This window comes from Butyrivibrio sp. NC3005, assembly GCF_000424545.1.
Taxonomy (GTDB): domain Bacteria; phylum Bacillota; class Clostridia; order Lachnospirales; family Lachnospiraceae; genus Butyrivibrio.
Map to the genome: position 1 here is coordinate 1 of NZ_AUKC01000022.1, position 16,442 is coordinate 16,442.

Here is a 16,442-nt window from a genome sequence, read left to right on the forward strand (position 1 = left end):
TTCATGGTAAAATTGAGTTGTCGAAAAACAATCAACCACGCCCCAAAGAAAGGAGTTGTCACCCATATGATACCATATCATCAGATGACTTTGGCCGATGTTTTTACAGAAACTCAAAAACTTTTTGAATCTGATAAACCCGAGTTTCTGAAGCTGCTCAAATCTTCCATAGATCTCAGTGAATTAATACCGTTTTCTTTCGTAAACCATTTCTATTCTTCTACGGGAAGACCACGTGAATACTCATTGACGTCTTTGCTTTGGGCTCTAATTATTCAACGGATTTTCTCCATCCCAACAGACTCTCTTCTCCTGACTTTTCTTGAATACTCCAGAGATCTTCGCGAATTCTGCGGTTTTTCCAAGGTTCCGGATGCATCAAAGATCACCCGTTTCAAGCAGGAGTTTATCGACGACTTACAGCTATTCTTCGATTCTCTTGTTGATCTTACCGAACCGATCCTGCAGGAGATCGATGCCGAAAAAGCTTCCATGTCTGTGTTTGATACGACCGGTCTGGAAGCCTATGTTACAGAGAATAATCCGAAGTACGCCAACCAGAAGATCCGTCAGCTGAAAGCCTGGGCTAAAACCATGGGGGTTGATAAGTCCTATGATCCTTATAAGGCAGCTTATAGCTCTATGCCGACACATGCTTCTGCTGATCCGGAGATCAAACAGCAGTACCTTAACGGTCACTTTTGCTATGCTTACAAGGCCGGTGTCCTTACTAACGGGCTCGGTATTATCCGTGCCATCGAATTCTATGACAAGGATTACTTTGCTTCCCATCCGGAGATTGAGCGATACAAGAAGACCGATGCTCCAGATGAAGATAAATCCGTCGGTGATGCGAGACTTCTGCTTCCTTTACTGAAAGATTTCTTTCGGAAACATCCTTTGATCAATCCGAAAACCTTTCTTGGTGATGCCGCATTTGACAGCATCGAAATTTATAAAACACTGCTTTCCGGTGATACGTTTGGTTATGAACCAGATGGAACCCCAAGGATTTTTGAAAAAGCCTATATACCACTGCGCTCTGCCACAAAACTCACCAGCCCGGACTATATCGTCAATGAAAACGGCGTTCCCTGCTGTCCGCATGATCCAACCCTTCCCATGAAACCCGAAGGGAACACATCACATCTGCGCTGTGGTCTGAAGACGTTTAAATTCGTCTGTCCCAAGATGAAATGGGAAACGATCCATGATGGAAAGTCCCATTCCCGCAGGGTTTGCACTTGTGATAATCCCTGTACGGATTCCAAATGCGGACGAATGATTTACCTCTACCCCGAAAAAGATCTCCGTCTCTGTCCCGGTGTTCTCCGGGGAACAGACGAATGGGAGTCAACCTATAAGATCCGCACATCTGTCGAGCGCTCCATCAATCACATCAAGGACAGTTTCTGTCTCGGAGAACGTAAGACGCAGAATGCAAAGACTCTTCATGCCGACCTTCTGCTTGCCGGCATAACCCAGCTGATAACGGTAGTTGTGGCGGACAGGATCCATAAGCCTGAATACTTCCGCTCACTAAAGCGTCTCATCGCATAGGCTGCCGGAACTGAATACTGTAAGAGCTTATTAAAGTACGCCAATTTTCAAGGTTCAGAGCAGTTATCCACAATAACTGCAGAATACCTGCCGGTAATGTTCCGGTGAAATCCGGTATATCCGGATTTCGACCTTGTTTTGTTCAGAATTGCGAACTCGCGGAGCGAGTTTCGCAATTACCTATTATTATACATCAGCAAACTATAAAACACAACATCTATTTATATAGTTTTATAAGTATTATTCGACAGTTATTAACCTTCCTGTAACCATATCATCATCGATAACTATGTGATAATCATCAGAGAATTCACACTTTGCATCTACCAGCAAAATATCTCCAATAAACTTTGCTCCTGCATTAATAATATCCGCAAGAACAACGGTATGACATACAACAATTCTTCCTCGAAGGACTTCTGGAATAGGTGTTAGAAGCCATAGAGCATGACATAAAAATCCTTTAACAATGTTTTTATTCTCCATAGCTTTTTTGATAAATTTGACAGCAGGCGCATCTTGCATTTTGTCAGATGATCCAAGGGAATACATTGGAGGAATTTATTTCTCTTAGTCTGCACGCAACATAATTAGCTGCACATAAAATAATATCGTAATTATCCGCATCTGCATCCTGAATATCTTTTGTAGCCAGAAAAGTTTCAACGCTCTTGCCTGGTTCGGTAACATCACCTACTAAAACTCTTTGCTCATTACCATTTAGAAGTGTCAAAAAATCTACAACTCCGCCTTTTTCTTCGAAATACTCTTTATATTTTTTGATTTCATCAGGAATGAATTCCGTTTCTACGAGAACAGCAACTTTAAAATCACATCTTGCATTACTCATAACTCCGCCTTTCTCAGGTGCCAAAACCAAAACGACAGCATTATTTTATTACGATAACGTGCAAAAGTTACATTTTAAAGCATATATTGTGATGATTTATTTAAGAAAACAGCCATATTTATTATATATTTTTAACGTTATATCGTCAATATAAAAACGCATTTATACTTCTACAGAGATACTGTAGTATCAGCAAAAACAATTAAATGGAAAGATTACGATGCTTGTCTACGCGCATCAAAAATGATAAGATGAGGATGAGTTGATATGTATTTTGACTCTTGAACTATTAATATATAGAAAGAAAATTGTTTTATGGGAGATTATGAAAAGACACAATGGCATCCGCCATTTTGTGCGGCTGTTAAGCTCGAGCTTAGAGCCAACAAGAAAGACTTAAGTTTTGAAGCTGAACATACACTTAACACCAAACCTATTCTAATAGACTTATTGGTAATTAAGAAACTTACAAATGTTGATATTCAAAACGAAATTGGAAAAATTTTTAAAGAACATAATATATTCGAATACAAGTCTCCAAGCGATGCTCTTGGAGTTGATCAGTACTTTAAAACGCTGGCATATGCGTGTTTATATAAAGCAAACTGTCCTAGTACAGACAGTATAAAGGCTGATGACATCACTCTAACACTTGTTCGTGAAGGCATGCCAAGAGAACTGTTCAAATGGTTTGAAAACAATAGCTGTACAATCGTTGAAAAATATCCCGGCATATATTATGTCACCGGTGAAAAAACTCTTTTCTCAACACAGCTTATTGTTTCCTCCAAACTTAATATCGAGGAACATCAGTGGTTAAAAGCATTAACCAGCAAGATGAATGAAAAAGCAGGCGAAAGGCTTGTATTATCTGCTAAAAGCTTATTAGATAAAGATGATAAAGAAAATGCTGATTCTGTATTACAGCTTTCTATGGCAGAAAACAAAGATTTGTTTAAGAAATTGAAGGAGGTGCCAGGTATGTGTGAGGCTCTTAAAGATTTAATGAAACCTGAATTAGAAGCAGCTAAAGCTGATGCTAGAATTGAGGGCAGAAACGAAGGCAGACTTGAAGGCAGACTCGAAGGCAGACTCGAAGGCAGACTCGAAGGCAGACTCGAAGGCAGACTCGAAGGCAGAAACGAAGCCACTTCCGAATTATCTACAGCAATAAAACGCCTAAAAAACGGAGACTCTGTGCAGACTCTTATAGATGAAGGTTTTGATTCTGGTATAGTTAATTCAGCTAAAGAAGTGTTAGACAGTATTATTGCATAAAAAATATTCAGGCTATGAACCGTAAGTTCATAGCCTGTTTTAATCATTTAGCTATACAATTTGCATCCCGTATGAACAATATTTAACTTATCTGCATTCTTCATAAAATAAAGCGTTTCTAGTGTTTCTCCCATATATCCAATATAGCGATCAGATCTTTCGTTTCCTTTTGGAACTGACAACTCTTCTACATACTCTAATATCGGAAACAACCACTCACAATAATCTCTTAATACTGCTTTCTTTGCTAAAATCACATTGTAATTATAAAGATACTTTTGCTTTAGTACTTCTGGAAAATATTCTGCATATTCCGGACGAATTTCTCTGAGTGCTGCAAGCATTGCCTTCCAATCAATGTCTTTCAGATAACGCTGATGATGTGCATTAATATTAGGTTCATACGGCATAGGATAAGGAAGCACAACATCTACATCGTTGTCGCATAACCTTAGTAAATCATCTTCTGAAAATTCCAGCATTCTTCTATACTGATTCAATCCATAATATTGCCCACAATCATAATCAACTTTGTTATTACAATCCACGCATAATTTGTTTTTCCAAATCCAGTAAAGACCTGTTAATTCACAATAGTTTGAATTCTTAGAAGAAATGCTCTCACCATTATTGTCTGTAAATACTGCGATCTTGGAAACAGCATTACTTGCTCCTACCTGCAAAGGATATATGAAGTCTTTTAACATAGGTTGCTCGTTCAAAGGACTATCCATATGGGATTTCGCCATAAATAATCTTACAAACGGCTTATTATATCCAACTGGCAATGCTGATAATGGCAAAAATCGATTTAATCTTATATGGAACATCTTCATAAGTTCATTCCAACGTTCAGAATTCAATCGAATATAATGATGAAAACCACTATTTTCCAAACTTTCTTCTATTTCAGCCTGAATATTCTCGGGAGTAGCAATGATAATCTCTAAAGACTGTTTCTCATTATAAGAAAGTTCTTTGGCTATAGCAGAAAGCTCTCGAACAGGCACTCCTCCAAGAACATTAGAATTGCCACTTAAAGATGAAACAATGAAAAAAGAAACAATTCGCTTAGGATATAGTGATTTTATTGCTTCATAAACGCCAAGCGCATAGCCCTTAGCACCAAAAATAGCAAGATTCATAACGGTATTCCTTAAGCTCAGAATTAATAATCTGATACAAAAACAAATTATAGTTTATCATTAAAACATTTTTTCAGCATTGTTTTCCATTTTTTACAAAAAACACTTATTGAAAAATAATCTTCATATATCTTTCTTGCCTCTTTACCAATGTTTTTTAATCTCTCCATATTTCTAATACACCATTCAATCTTGATTTTTAAAGCCAAAGAATTTTCAGACTCAAATACAAAACCATTAACACTATCTGTTATTAATTCAGCAGTACCTACAGTGTTTGAAACTATGCTCGGTATAGCCTTTCTCATTGCTTCACAAACAGATACTGGCATAACATCTTCTCTTGAAGGACAAATTAGTAAATCGGTTACATCCAATACATTTTCAATCTCTGTTTTTTCCATTACCCCAACAAATTCAATAGCGTTTTTTAACTTTTCTGCTCTTTTTTTCTGCTCTTTTCCATAAGCTGATTCATAATTACCAATGAACATAATATGAAGTAATTCTCTTTCTTCTTGTGGCATAAGTTCAATCGCATCAATCAAAATATCCTGACCTTTATAATTTTGAACATTGGCTATACACACTATATTCAACTGATTATGCATTCCATTTAACAATTCGTCGTTATTTAACAATACATCTGGTAACCCATAATGTAGTATCTCAACATGTATATTAGGTATGTATTTTTTTATTGCTTGCTTAGCAGGAAATCCAGCAGCATAGACATACATATTATCAAAATTTATCGTTTTCATTATCTCAACATTAATTGAGCGATAAAAAAAATCAGGATCATGCAGCCACCAAATATATTTGCGATTTTCATTTTTATCTGATAAAAACTGATAGTAATTTAAAGTATTACAAACAATCCTAGAAAACTTATCAATCCACGCTATATCATTAGCCGTCATGATTTCTAATGATTGTTCGATAATAATAGGAATACCATCTTTTTCCAAGTATTCTCTTAATTTTCCATCACTCCATGATACAAAAATAACATCATAGCCTATTTCTTTAGAATACTTTGCAGCATAATAAAATGCTAAAGAAGCTCCATTTAAATCCAAATTATGAGACATAAAGAGAACAGATTTTTTCGTAATCATCGATTCAATCACGTCATTTATTCGGCTTTCCTGAACAAACACTTGGGTCCACACATGACTTTTTATTAAATCTTTCCTTTTTACTAAATCAGAATACAAAATCACTTTCTCATTCTTGACTCCATAGCTAATCAGCTGATTACGCATCGAATCTGAATGAACGCTTAAAATAACAACAATATCATAGTCAATACTATTTATATCTCGAGGACAAAATACAGTTTTATTATCAATTATCATTCCAATCTTATTAGAATCATTATCCAATAGTGCTACAATATCATCTTCTCTAAAACAATTCTTATATTTATTGTAGTAATCGCCTGTGCCAAAAAGAACAATATTCATAGTATAAGATATCCCTCATGATAAATAGAAGCAATAATCGATAGTTTTTTGAATACAAAAAGCTAATCAATAATATATTGCTTGATTTCAGAAAATGTTGAAGATTGCATTAACATATCATTATGATTTTTTATAGTATTTTGATAAATTATACTATTCTTATATAATTCATCATAATGAAAATTATTAATTGTATACTCATAAATTCTTTCAAGTTGTTCACATATCCTAATTGGATTCATCTTATGAATTCTTTGAACCGCAGCTTCTTCAATCTGACGAATTTTTGAAGTGTCAAGATTATTTACATATATTATTTTATCAACTAATTGTTTAACATTTTCTCGTTCAATAAGAAAACCATTTTTACCATCTTCTATTAACTGTTCAAAGCTAGCTCCTTTTGTTCCGATAACAATTTTTCCCAAAGCCATTGCTTCTATACATGTATTCGGAAGATTATCAACCCTCGATGGCATCACGCAAAAAAGGCAATTACGAATATAAGGTATTAGCTCCTCTTTTGTCACTTCACCTATAAACAAACATCTATCAGAATATTCACCAGCTTTAGTTTTAATATAAGCAGATGGAGAAACCTCATATCCTTCATCAGTAATCCAATTCCATTCTCTTCCAATAAACAACCATTTTAGATTTGGGAACTCTTCAAGAACTTCGTGTATACCATCTCCAATAAGTCTAATCCCTTTCAATATTTTTATAGAACCAAATGTCAGAATGTATTTATCTAAATTATTTATTTTATTTTCTTTACACTCACTTATAAATTTAGGATAAAATGGCGATTCAATAACCTCAATATTCCTTCCAGTTGACAATTGCACAAGTTTTGCTGTAGTTTCTGAAGGACTATATACAAAATCAGCCTTTATCACTGATATGTCTTCAAGAAAATCAGCAATTTTTTCACTTTTATATTCTTTATGAATATCAAAATACTCTTTATCCGCATATCTTAATAGCGGTCTGAAAGATGAAACCCTAATCACCGTAGGAAGCTTTAATCTATCAAAACCCAATGCCATAAAATTCGGATATTGAATTAAGTCAATTCTAATTCCCTTTTCAAGCAATTTATAAACAAAACTATTTAATATTAAACTTCTTTTGCGCATATATGATCCGGGAATACTTGGATTCACATTCTCAATTTCATCTTTTACTTTATAGACAGTAATTCTATGATAATACTGTATAATATCATTTTTATGTGCTAGAACGACAATCATAATATTATGTCCATTCTCCGCAAGAAGTCGGGATATATTATCATAATATACAGCTAATCCTCCATATGGTTTATCAGTTACAAATTCAGGAAGTACATAAACTATGTTCATCTATACCTTTCCTAGAACATTTGTTTTAACAAATGCTTTACAAAAAGAATACGTGCATGTTTTGACCTTGCATATTTGATATATCTGTTTTGACCATTTTGAGCAATATAAAATGTATAATCTTCATTTTTGATTAATTCTAAAACTTCATAAAAATTATCAAAATTCCATTTCAAAGGTATATATGTCTCATATTCTTTAAAACAATCTGGATATGTTACCATATGATTTACAACCGGCTTTATTAAAGCTGCCCCTACGGTAAATGCTTCAAAATCTCTAAGACATAACTCCCCCCATCCGAAAGGACTAATCATGCATCTACTATTACGTATTTCTTCAATATACTTTTTCTTACTTACATACTCTTCAGGGTTAACCATGCGCAAATCAGTTATTTTTTTTAACTTTTCTATTACCAGATTTCTTTGATAATGCGTTATTGAATCAAAAGTTGTTCCCCGATAATATAAATCATATGTTCTATCCTTCGATGCTTTAAAAAAATCTGTTTCATATACCATTTTACCCAAGCCAAAGTTCCAACTTAAACCAATCTTGTTTATATGTGTCTTATCTTCAATACCAAAGTATTCCATTGAATACTTATCATCCTCTATTCCCATGTATTTATGATAATAATCACACCATACTCTTCCTGCAAAATATGGTTTTTGATACATATCCATATCTTTTAAAAGTTGCCCCTTTAAGTATTTATCTACATAAGGAAGAAGATTAAACTTACAACCACCTGTACTATCCTCGACATCTAGCCATACGATATATTTAGCTTTACTTTTAAGTTTAATCAACTGCTCAATTTGCAGTTCAGGATTTCCAAAAGCTCCTGAATCATGAAATGCACAAAGTACAATATCTAAATTTTCCAGCTTGTCAATAGGTATTTTTATTTCTTCATATACTCCTCGTTCAGTAAAATTTTCACGTCCAAAAAAAAATATATTAAATCCTTCTTCTTCAAATTCAGTTCGTGCCCACACTAGAGGCTGAAGCCAAGCTCGTGTATAGTTTGTTCCATCATATAAAACTGTTATATTCCTCATGACAAATCAATCCTCTCATGACAACATTGTTTTTACAATGCTAAAGTGTTCCAAGTAATTTTCAAATTTGCCTTATTATTCTTTTCAATCATAACAGCTATTGTAGTCTTGATTCTTTTTCTAACAATAACACATGTGTTAGCCGCCTTGCTTATGCTTGAATATTTTTAATCCAAGAATAAGTGGATATTTTTCATCATAATAATCTAATTCTGAAGTATCAAGTAATTCAGCACTCAGACCATACAGAAAAGCACATGCACTTTTTACATTACCATAACCATTAAGATCGTATTTAATTTTATATGGTAACAATTTACATATTTCATCTACCGAGTCTATGGATTAGTAAAACTCCAATATTCTCCCCAATTTTTTTGATGAAAATCACTAATAGGTTTAATTCCTGGTAATGTAATCAATGCGCAACCACATTGTTTCAACATAACAACAATATTTTCAACTGATTTTTTAACATCATATATGTACTGCAATGTCTGCGTACAAATAATGCAATCATAAACATCTTCCTCTACTCCAATCCCTGTTTCAAAATTAATCAATTTAGCATTATTCCAGCCTTCCACATGACAAATTGTTATATTTGTATTCTTTTCATCCCCATACTTTCTACTATATCTATCATCTTGAACTTCCAAAACATTGCCTTTAATACTTTCTTTATTTTTTTCTATAAACTTCTCTATATAGTACCTATCAATGGGCATTCCGAAATCACTGCCATCGGATGAAACCGGATGAATTTTAGCATTTATAAAAAATTCCACACCAAAATCACTCATCATCTTTCTACGTTTTAATTCCATTAATTGATTTCTGTTTTCAAAAGTTTCAAACATTCTACTATTCAATCTAAAAAACAATTCATTATTCTGGATAAATACTTCATCCTCTGATAAAATCTCTATACTTTCAAATTTATTATCATATAAACTCTTTATTTGATTAAACATCTCTATGTAATATTGCGACACAATTAACAAACTACACTTTTCTTCTTTGCCAATAATATCTTCTAGCTTTCTAGGATTAATAATATAACAATCTTCATTTGAATCATAAACAACATCATCAACAGCATTATCCAAAAATGCTATAATTCTATATGTTTTTTTGATTTTATTCTTATTCTTCTGATAAAGATTACCCTTTCCAAAAACAATTGCTTTTTTCATTTAGACACTACACCTTCTATTCTTTTGCTGCAAAATCTTCTATAATTAGTGGTCTTTTACACGACTTCCACTCTATTGGTTTTGAAATACAAAAATCGCATAGTGGAACTTTACTCTCTAATAGTTGAATTATTCTCTTTCCATCCATGTTATTATCTATATCAATAATTCCTTCCGTTGGAAGATTTTGTTTGAAAACTTCGTTAAATTTATGTAAATATAAAAGTGTAGGGCATTTAGCTATCTTTCCATCTCCCAATGCATAACACCCCTTGCTTATACAACACCATGGATAAACACTATTACTATTTATCGAAATACATATATTAAACACACTTCTCTTATTAAACCCCGACGTTGTATATCGCATCCTTTCTCTCTTTAAAGTTTCCTCAATACTTGTTATCATTTTATGTGTTGGAGCATACTCAGATACAAAAAATTCTATTTTATTATCACGCATTATTTTGAATGTATTACTACTTATGCGCGGAATGAGTAAACCATTCGTAAAAATCCTCATATACGTATATGGAAGTAATTCTCGCAATCGTATTATGTAACTATCTAATTCTTTGCATAATAAAGGCTCTCCTCCTAATATATCTAATCTTGCTATGCAACTAAATTTTTTTAATAGTTTTTCTACATTTATAATTTTTTCATTAAAACTTTCTTTAGTACCATTAAAAAGCGGTGAAAAATGACTACATCCAGCACAATTAAGATTACAATTGTCCACTATATGAAATTCTATATGTGGCATAATACAATCGCCCCATTTATCAATCTTTGTACAACAATCATTTAAAAAATCCAGCCCCTCATAACAACAATCATTCGCTAAATGATACCAATAAATATTATTTGTTATATTTCTTTTTTTATTTCGTTATAAATATCAATAACTCTTTCTTGGAACTGAGGTGCTATAACAATTATTGAATTCTTTTCAACATCATCAGGAGAAATAATTGGATATTTATTTATATACCCTTTCTTTCTCGAATCAATATATCCCATTGGATGCACTTGAGTGTCAAATGTTTTTTCTAGTTTTTCAATTAAAATACTCCCCTCTTCACATGCACCATATATATATATATATATTATGCATCGATTACCTCCTACTAATATGATCTCTGTACATATTTCTATAATTCTCAGCCAATAATTGCCATCTTCTATTTTTATACATTTCTTCGCTTCGATCATATGCTGAATGTCTTATCTCTGATAAATGCTCAGCACACCATTCATATGCTGCTCTGAAAGAAGCTATATCTCTTTTTTCTACAATATAACCATTTTCTTTATGTCTAATTACCTCGGGTGCAATACCTATATTAGTAGAAATAGGGAAACATCCACATGCCATGGATTCAATCAATGGTAATGGATTTGATTCATGTTTAGAACTAATAACATATATGTCACTATCATTGTAAAACTTACATAATTCTAAATGGTTTAGTTTTTCCGCGGTTTTTAAGGTATATCCTTTACACGAAGGAATGAGCAAATCATTAACTCCTTTTACAGGATCATTTAAATGTCCAACAGAACATAAAACCATTTCACCTTTTCTCTCATGCAGATATTTAAAAATATTGTGATCATATCCTTCGCTACATAAAAAAATATTTTTGCATACTTGCCTTAGCAAATTATATAAAATCAAAGATGGACAATTAATAGTATCTGCATCTGAAAGCCACTGTTTATAAAATTCTTGGACTGTCATCGGACCATATGGTTTATCAAATTGCCATCGATGAGAGGCAACTTGTTTTATAATTCTACTTTTAGAGTAAGAATCTTTTTTATATAATTCCTCTCCCCAAAAGCAAACATGAAAAATATCATAATTATTTACGTCAGGAACGTTATTGTCAACAACATAATTAATATCAATATCAAATTCATCAGATAAATAATGCTTAATTTCTCTAGCAGTATAATCAAATGCCCAATTTCTCCGATCACATAAAATACAAATTTGTGGCCGATATCTTTTTAATAAAAAAACTTTTTTATTCTCAATTATCTTTGATGAAGCTAACAACATATTGTATTTTCCAATACTGTTAATAATTTCATCATCATCTTCATTTGTATTTGTAACAAGAAAAAAATATCCTATTTTATCCATAATTTTGACATATCTATCTATAATGATATCTAACTTTAGGTTTTTATCTTCCCAAAAGAAAATTATGGATTTTATACTTCTTTTACACTTATCTAAAGCATCTATTGATTCACTAAAGATAATATTTGATTTTAATAAATGTGATAGTTTTTTATCAAACTCATTATCACCATTATCAATTCTTACTATTTGCTCGTAACCTGCATACCACAATCTATGGATTAACCCCATATTTTTTCCGTCAACAATTACTCTATCTTTTTTATTCAAATAAATAAGCAAAAGATTTTCTATATACATATTGACAAACTCATCTTCAGAATATGATGAATTTTCACTTTCTAATGCATGTTTCATAGAATTCGATGGAATAGCCTTTCCAAAGGTTAAATTATATGTAAAAGAATACTTTTTGAAATATTCTTCTAATACATTTATAGATAGTTTATAGCTATTAAATGTACTATCATCATAGAATCGATGGTGATGATATCTATAAAGCTCATTATCATATAAAGGACCTTTTCCTTGTGAAATACGTAGTTCTAAGTGTTCCCCTTCTAATGCACTAACTCTTAAGCCAAATTTTCTGCATATTTCATATGTATATTCATTAGTTTTGTTAAAAGGTGCAATAAAGGTACTAACCTTTTTTTTCGGAAAAAGCTCTTTTAATAACTTTAATCCTTCTGTTATATCTTTTTCCTGTTGATCATAACTCATACAAGAATAGTCAGAATGATATAAACCATGTAAAGCAATAAAATCTGGTGAATCATTTAGATAACTAATTAATTCTTTGTTATCACCAATATATACATTCGATACAGAAACACATTTATTGTACTCGTGATATTCAATAGGAGTAATTTCATCATATATCCAACCTTCTCCTTTAAAGTAGGTTGTATTGTTGCATTTCCCCCATAAAACAATTCCATGAGTTTGAACGAAACCGAACTTATGAAATATATCACAAAATTTTATAAAATTAACTATACTCGTATCTGCTGATACATCATCATTTCTAAATATAATTTCACTGAACTTATCTCTATTTGGATGTAACATAATTATCATCTCCCAAAATTTAGTATAATAAGTTTGCACGTATTTATTTGTATCAAATAGCTCATTTATTTATAACTTTAATCATTCCATCTAGGTTGAATATTTTGTTTTCATGAAAAAGTTTATTTAATCCCGTACTAATCATATAGTTTTCTATTTCATTTTCTGTTAATTCAACTGTATACTCTCCAATTGTATTGCACTCTCTGTCCCATACTTCGATTTTTCCAAACTTGCATACTGCTAATCTTAAGCCTGGCAATTTTTTTACATGATATACCGATTCTTGAAATATTCTAGAATTTTTTGCCTTAATATCATAAATGTAGGAATATCCACAGTCTCCAAATAAAACTAACTTATTATTGAACCATTCTATTCCACAAAAATAGCTACTTTGATTATCAAAAAAACAATCCAATTCTATCTTTTCAATAAACTCGAATTCTTTGTTAACCCTAAAGATTTTGTTACCACTATTCTTTAAAATATAAAAATTATTTCCATCAAATGTTATCCCATCATTAGCTAATTCTGATTCAATATTACAATTAACTAATTTATAACCCAAAGATAGAGTATCAATGAGAATCATCTTGTTTTGAGATCTCATTGGAAGAATTATATTATTTCTCCAAAAAACTGAAGATATTCCTGATAAATACTCAAATGAAACATTCCTACATATTACACGAATTTCATGAGAATAAATATCAATCGCAAGAACTCCATTGAAATTATATCCAAACACAAACAACATGCCATTAACTAATCTTCCTCCCAAAAATTTACAGTCTTGTTCTTCTTTAATATAATTAGAAATATTAATATCTACCCATATTTCAAGAGTAATATCATAAATCCATATTTTTTTACCTTTCTGAGGCACTAAGGCAACGTTATTTTTTTCACCATATACACCTGAAAATATATTCTTTTCTATTGTCCCATCTGGACATTTAATTTTTCTTATGTTTCTCTTGTTCAAATCAATAATAAATAAATATGGTATATCATCTGAAATTACAATTAAATAACTATTGCTTATAGTAACACTTTTCGCAATTACACCTTTATTCAACATAGAAACTCCCAAACTATACTATTAGTTTCCTTAACCCTTGTCATATCTTACAATGAAACACACTCTATGCTGTTAGTATGATTTAGTGGGCACAAAAAGTGCGACACATTAAAATCTTTATTAAAAGAAAGGATGTGTTTCACAATGACCCACAACGGTAAACGATACTCTGAAAAGTTCAAGCGACAAATCATAGATTTGTACTTGTCTGGCAAATCAGTTACATAGCTCACAGAAGAATATGGCTTAGTCGAGCAAACTATCTACAAATGGAAGAAGCTTTACGCTCCATCTATTGAAGTAGATGAAAATCAAACAAAAATGGTTTACTGATATCACTTATATCCATACTAAAAAGGATGGCTGGACATATCTGGCATCTGTTATGGATTTATACAGCAGGAAGATAATAGCTTGATCCTACAATACTTCTATGACTGCTGAACTAGCTGTTAAGGAAGTGAAAAAAGCTTGCCTTAAAGTTCCAAATCCAGAAGGAATCATTCTTCAAAGTGATTTAGGAACTCAATACACTAGTGAAATGTTTGAACAATATCTTGCTGAAAATAAAATACTTTATTCATTCAGTCTTAAAGGCTGTCCTTATGATAATGCCTGTATCGAATCATTTCATTCATTGATTAAGAAGGAAGAAATCTACAGGCATGTTTACAATGATTCAAAGGACGCTTATAACAGCATCTTTGAATATATCGAGTCCTAGTATAATCACCAGCGCACTCACAGTAGCTTAGGCTACAAGACACCAGCTGCGGTTCATGCAGAAGGTGCGGCGTAAAGTCGCACTTTTGGTGTCCGCTATATTGACTTAAGACCAAATTTATATATTTTAGTGCTTTTATATATAGAAAATATATATAATAAAACACCTGTTATATTGTCAGAATTTTCTTGTGTTCAATAGTTAGAATATCCCTCACAAAGCTTAGCCTTCCGTTCATATGGTATCGCATATAAAACTAATTCTGCCGCATAATTAACCGATGCCGCACTGTCATGATATTTTCTAATTACAAATTCATAATCACTAACCAAATCATCAATATAATTAGGAATTTCAATTAAATCCTCTGCTTTATGATAAATACAAAAAGCCAGCACTGGCCTATCTTTTACAATAATATGTCGCAATGCTTTCAATACATCAAGTTCAGCACCTTCAATATCAGCATTAATTAAGCTAACCTTTTCATCTATAACTTTAATAAAATTAGTTTCTTCCCCAACATACATGTTCACAGCTTGTATTTTTTGTCTCTTTGAACTTGGCAAATACTCAATATTTCCTAACTAACCTGTTAAAAATATTTGTATCACCTTCAAAAGCATAGATTTTCTTTGCATCCAATTTATTATAGACAAAATATGAAAAAATAGTGTCTCCAACATTTGCTCCACAATTAATCCACACTTCATCTTTTTTCTTAGTATATAGTTGCTCTATTCCACCACAAACATCACAACCATAAAAATATTTCCGCTTTCCATCGATTTGTGAAAGATGATAAACTCCAGCCTGCCTAAAAACTCTTAGATATTCACACATAGTATCTTTTGAAAAATCATCTTTAAGCTTTCTATATACATCTATCAATCTTCTCCTATTATCATAGAAATACCCAGAAAACCTCTTTTGTTTATAAGATTGATTCTGCGTTAAAATCTGAAATTTATCATACTCGTCCAAAACATATATTCCAGCAACTCTACATTCTTTTAAAAATGAATATATTTCTAACGAATTAATACCAGAAAAATTTCCAACGTTTATAATAATAAATGAATCACATAAAAAATCTGTTTTTATCAACTCCTTGGGAAGTAAATATGGAATCTTATTTAAAACTTTATTGTTTCTTTTGTTATAATCTTGATCAATAATTCCCTTTATATCACATCCAAGATACATCAAATATTCATATACTAATTCAACACCATCACTCCCGCCATAAATATACACTTTATACTTATTCATAAGAATTATTGGTGCAATAATTCCGCCAATTGTAGTACATTCTATGTATTTACGCTCAATTTGTTCACTTTCCAGAATTTGTTCTAAACGATAACTTTGTTCACTAACATCAATGAATTGATTTTTCCAAGTATCTCTAACATCTGTTTTAATTACATTATCATTCATAAGCAAAAAACCTCACAGAACCAACACATTCATCCGTATTCT

General features: G+C 31.9%; 18 protein-coding genes. 4 read left to right on the forward strand and 14 right to left on the reverse strand.

Annotated elements, in window-relative coordinates:
* Nucleotides 1–66: 66 nt before the first annotated feature.
* Nucleotides 67–1,560 carry a transposase gene (locus G634_RS0107095; protein ID WP_026504712.1) on the forward strand — a complete coding sequence of 498 codons (1,494 nt, stop codon included), beginning with the start codon at nt 67–69 and terminating at the stop codon, nt 1,558–1,560.
* 240 nt (nt 1,561–1,800) lie between these two features.
* On the opposite strand, the gene G634_RS20240 is transcribed toward G634_RS0107095, so the two are convergent.
* Together G634_RS20240 and G634_RS20245 are read right to left on the reverse strand one after the other, a co-directional pair.
* Nucleotides 1,801–2,112 (reverse strand): DJ-1/PfpI family protein, encoded by a 312-nt coding sequence (locus G634_RS20240; protein ID WP_051233745.1) that lies wholly within the window; start codon nt 2,110–2,112, stop codon nt 1,801–1,803.
* A complete protein-coding gene (locus tag G634_RS20245; protein ID WP_051233746.1) occupies nt 2,090–2,410 on the reverse strand; it encodes a hypothetical protein in 321 nt (106 codons plus the stop codon). The genes G634_RS20240 and G634_RS20245 overlap by 23 nt, the downstream gene beginning before the upstream one ends.
* Before the next feature lie 315 nt (nt 2,411–2,725).
* Between G634_RS20245 and G634_RS18350 the strand changes: the two genes are divergently transcribed.
* Nucleotides 2,726–3,688 carry a hypothetical protein gene (locus tag G634_RS18350; RefSeq protein WP_051233747.1) on the forward strand — a complete coding sequence of 321 codons (963 nt, stop codon included), beginning with the start codon at nt 2,726–2,728 and terminating at the stop codon, nt 3,686–3,688.
* A gap of 47 nt (nt 3,689–3,735) precedes the next feature.
* Here G634_RS18350 and G634_RS0107110 read toward each other — a convergent pair whose 3' ends face one another.
* The 10 genes from G634_RS0107110 to G634_RS0107155 all read right to left on the reverse strand — a co-directional run bounded on the left by G634_RS0107110 (nt 3,736) and on the right by G634_RS0107155 (nt 14,236).
* Nucleotides 3,736–4,833: a DUF4422 domain-containing protein gene (locus G634_RS0107110; RefSeq protein ID WP_026504713.1), complete on the reverse strand. Its 1,098-nt coding sequence runs from the start codon at nt 4,831–4,833 to the stop codon at nt 3,736–3,738.
* Nucleotides 4,834–4,880: 47 nt separating this feature from the next.
* Nucleotides 4,881–6,302 (reverse strand): glycosyltransferase, encoded by a 1,422-nt coding sequence (locus tag G634_RS0107115; RefSeq protein WP_026504714.1) that lies wholly within the window; start codon nt 6,300–6,302, stop codon nt 4,881–4,883.
* Between the two features lie 62 nt (nt 6,303–6,364).
* Complete coding sequence (locus G634_RS0107120; RefSeq protein ID WP_026504715.1) at nt 6,365–7,666, reverse strand: glycosyltransferase family 4 protein; 1,302 nt, start codon at nt 7,664–7,666, stop codon at nt 6,365–6,367.
* An 11-nt stretch (nt 7,667–7,677) separates the two neighbouring features.
* Nucleotides 7,678–8,733, reverse strand: a complete 1,056-nt coding sequence (locus G634_RS0107125; RefSeq protein ID WP_026504716.1) for a hypothetical protein — start codon at nt 8,731–8,733, stop codon at nt 7,678–7,680.
* 138 nt (nt 8,734–8,871) lie between these two features.
* Entirely contained in the window at nt 8,872–9,048 is a 177-nt protein-coding gene (locus G634_RS21140) for a hypothetical protein (RefSeq protein ID WP_155830526.1), read from the reverse strand.
* Nucleotides 9,049–9,071: 23 nt separating this feature from the next.
* Nucleotides 9,072–9,929 carry a hypothetical protein gene (locus G634_RS0107135; RefSeq protein ID WP_026504717.1) on the reverse strand — a complete coding sequence of 286 codons (858 nt, stop codon included), beginning with the start codon at nt 9,927–9,929 and terminating at the stop codon, nt 9,072–9,074.
* Between the two features lie 16 nt (nt 9,930–9,945).
* A complete protein-coding gene (locus G634_RS0107140) occupies nt 9,946–10,695 on the reverse strand; it encodes a 4Fe-4S cluster-binding domain-containing protein (protein ID WP_026504718.1) in 750 nt (249 codons plus the stop codon).
* Nucleotides 10,696–10,799: 104 nt separating this feature from the next.
* Entirely contained in the window at nt 10,800–10,952 is a 153-nt protein-coding gene (locus tag G634_RS21360) for a hypothetical protein (protein ID WP_196805300.1), read from the reverse strand.
* 97 nt (nt 10,953–11,049) lie between these two features.
* Complete coding sequence (locus G634_RS0107150) at nt 11,050–13,152, reverse strand: glycosyltransferase (protein WP_026504719.1); 2,103 nt, start codon at nt 13,150–13,152, stop codon at nt 11,050–11,052.
* A gap of 61 nt (nt 13,153–13,213) precedes the next feature.
* Entirely contained in the window at nt 13,214–14,236 is a 1,023-nt protein-coding gene (locus G634_RS0107155; RefSeq protein WP_026504720.1) for a hypothetical protein, read from the reverse strand.
* A gap of 304 nt (nt 14,237–14,540) precedes the next feature.
* Between G634_RS0107155 and G634_RS22100 the strand changes: the two genes are divergently transcribed.
* Entirely contained in the window at nt 14,541–14,654 is a 114-nt protein-coding gene (locus tag G634_RS22100; protein WP_442855634.1) for a DDE-type integrase/transposase/recombinase, read from the forward strand.
* Between the two features lie 15 nt (nt 14,655–14,669).
* Nucleotides 14,670–14,960, forward strand: coding sequence for a DDE-type integrase/transposase/recombinase (locus G634_RS18355; RefSeq protein WP_081676535.1), 291 nt, complete (start codon nt 14,670–14,672; stop codon nt 14,958–14,960).
* 194 nt (nt 14,961–15,154) lie between these two features.
* Here the strand turns inward: G634_RS18355 and G634_RS18360 are convergent, their stop codons facing one another.
* Nucleotides 15,155–15,529, reverse strand: a complete 375-nt coding sequence (locus tag G634_RS18360) for an FkbM family methyltransferase (protein ID WP_155830528.1) — start codon at nt 15,527–15,529, stop codon at nt 15,155–15,157.
* Between the two features lie 4 nt (nt 15,530–15,533).
* Nucleotides 15,534–16,400 carry a hypothetical protein gene (locus tag G634_RS0107170; RefSeq protein WP_026504721.1) on the reverse strand — a complete coding sequence of 289 codons (867 nt, stop codon included), beginning with the start codon at nt 16,398–16,400 and terminating at the stop codon, nt 15,534–15,536.
* Nucleotides 16,401–16,442: the final 42 nt, after the last annotated feature.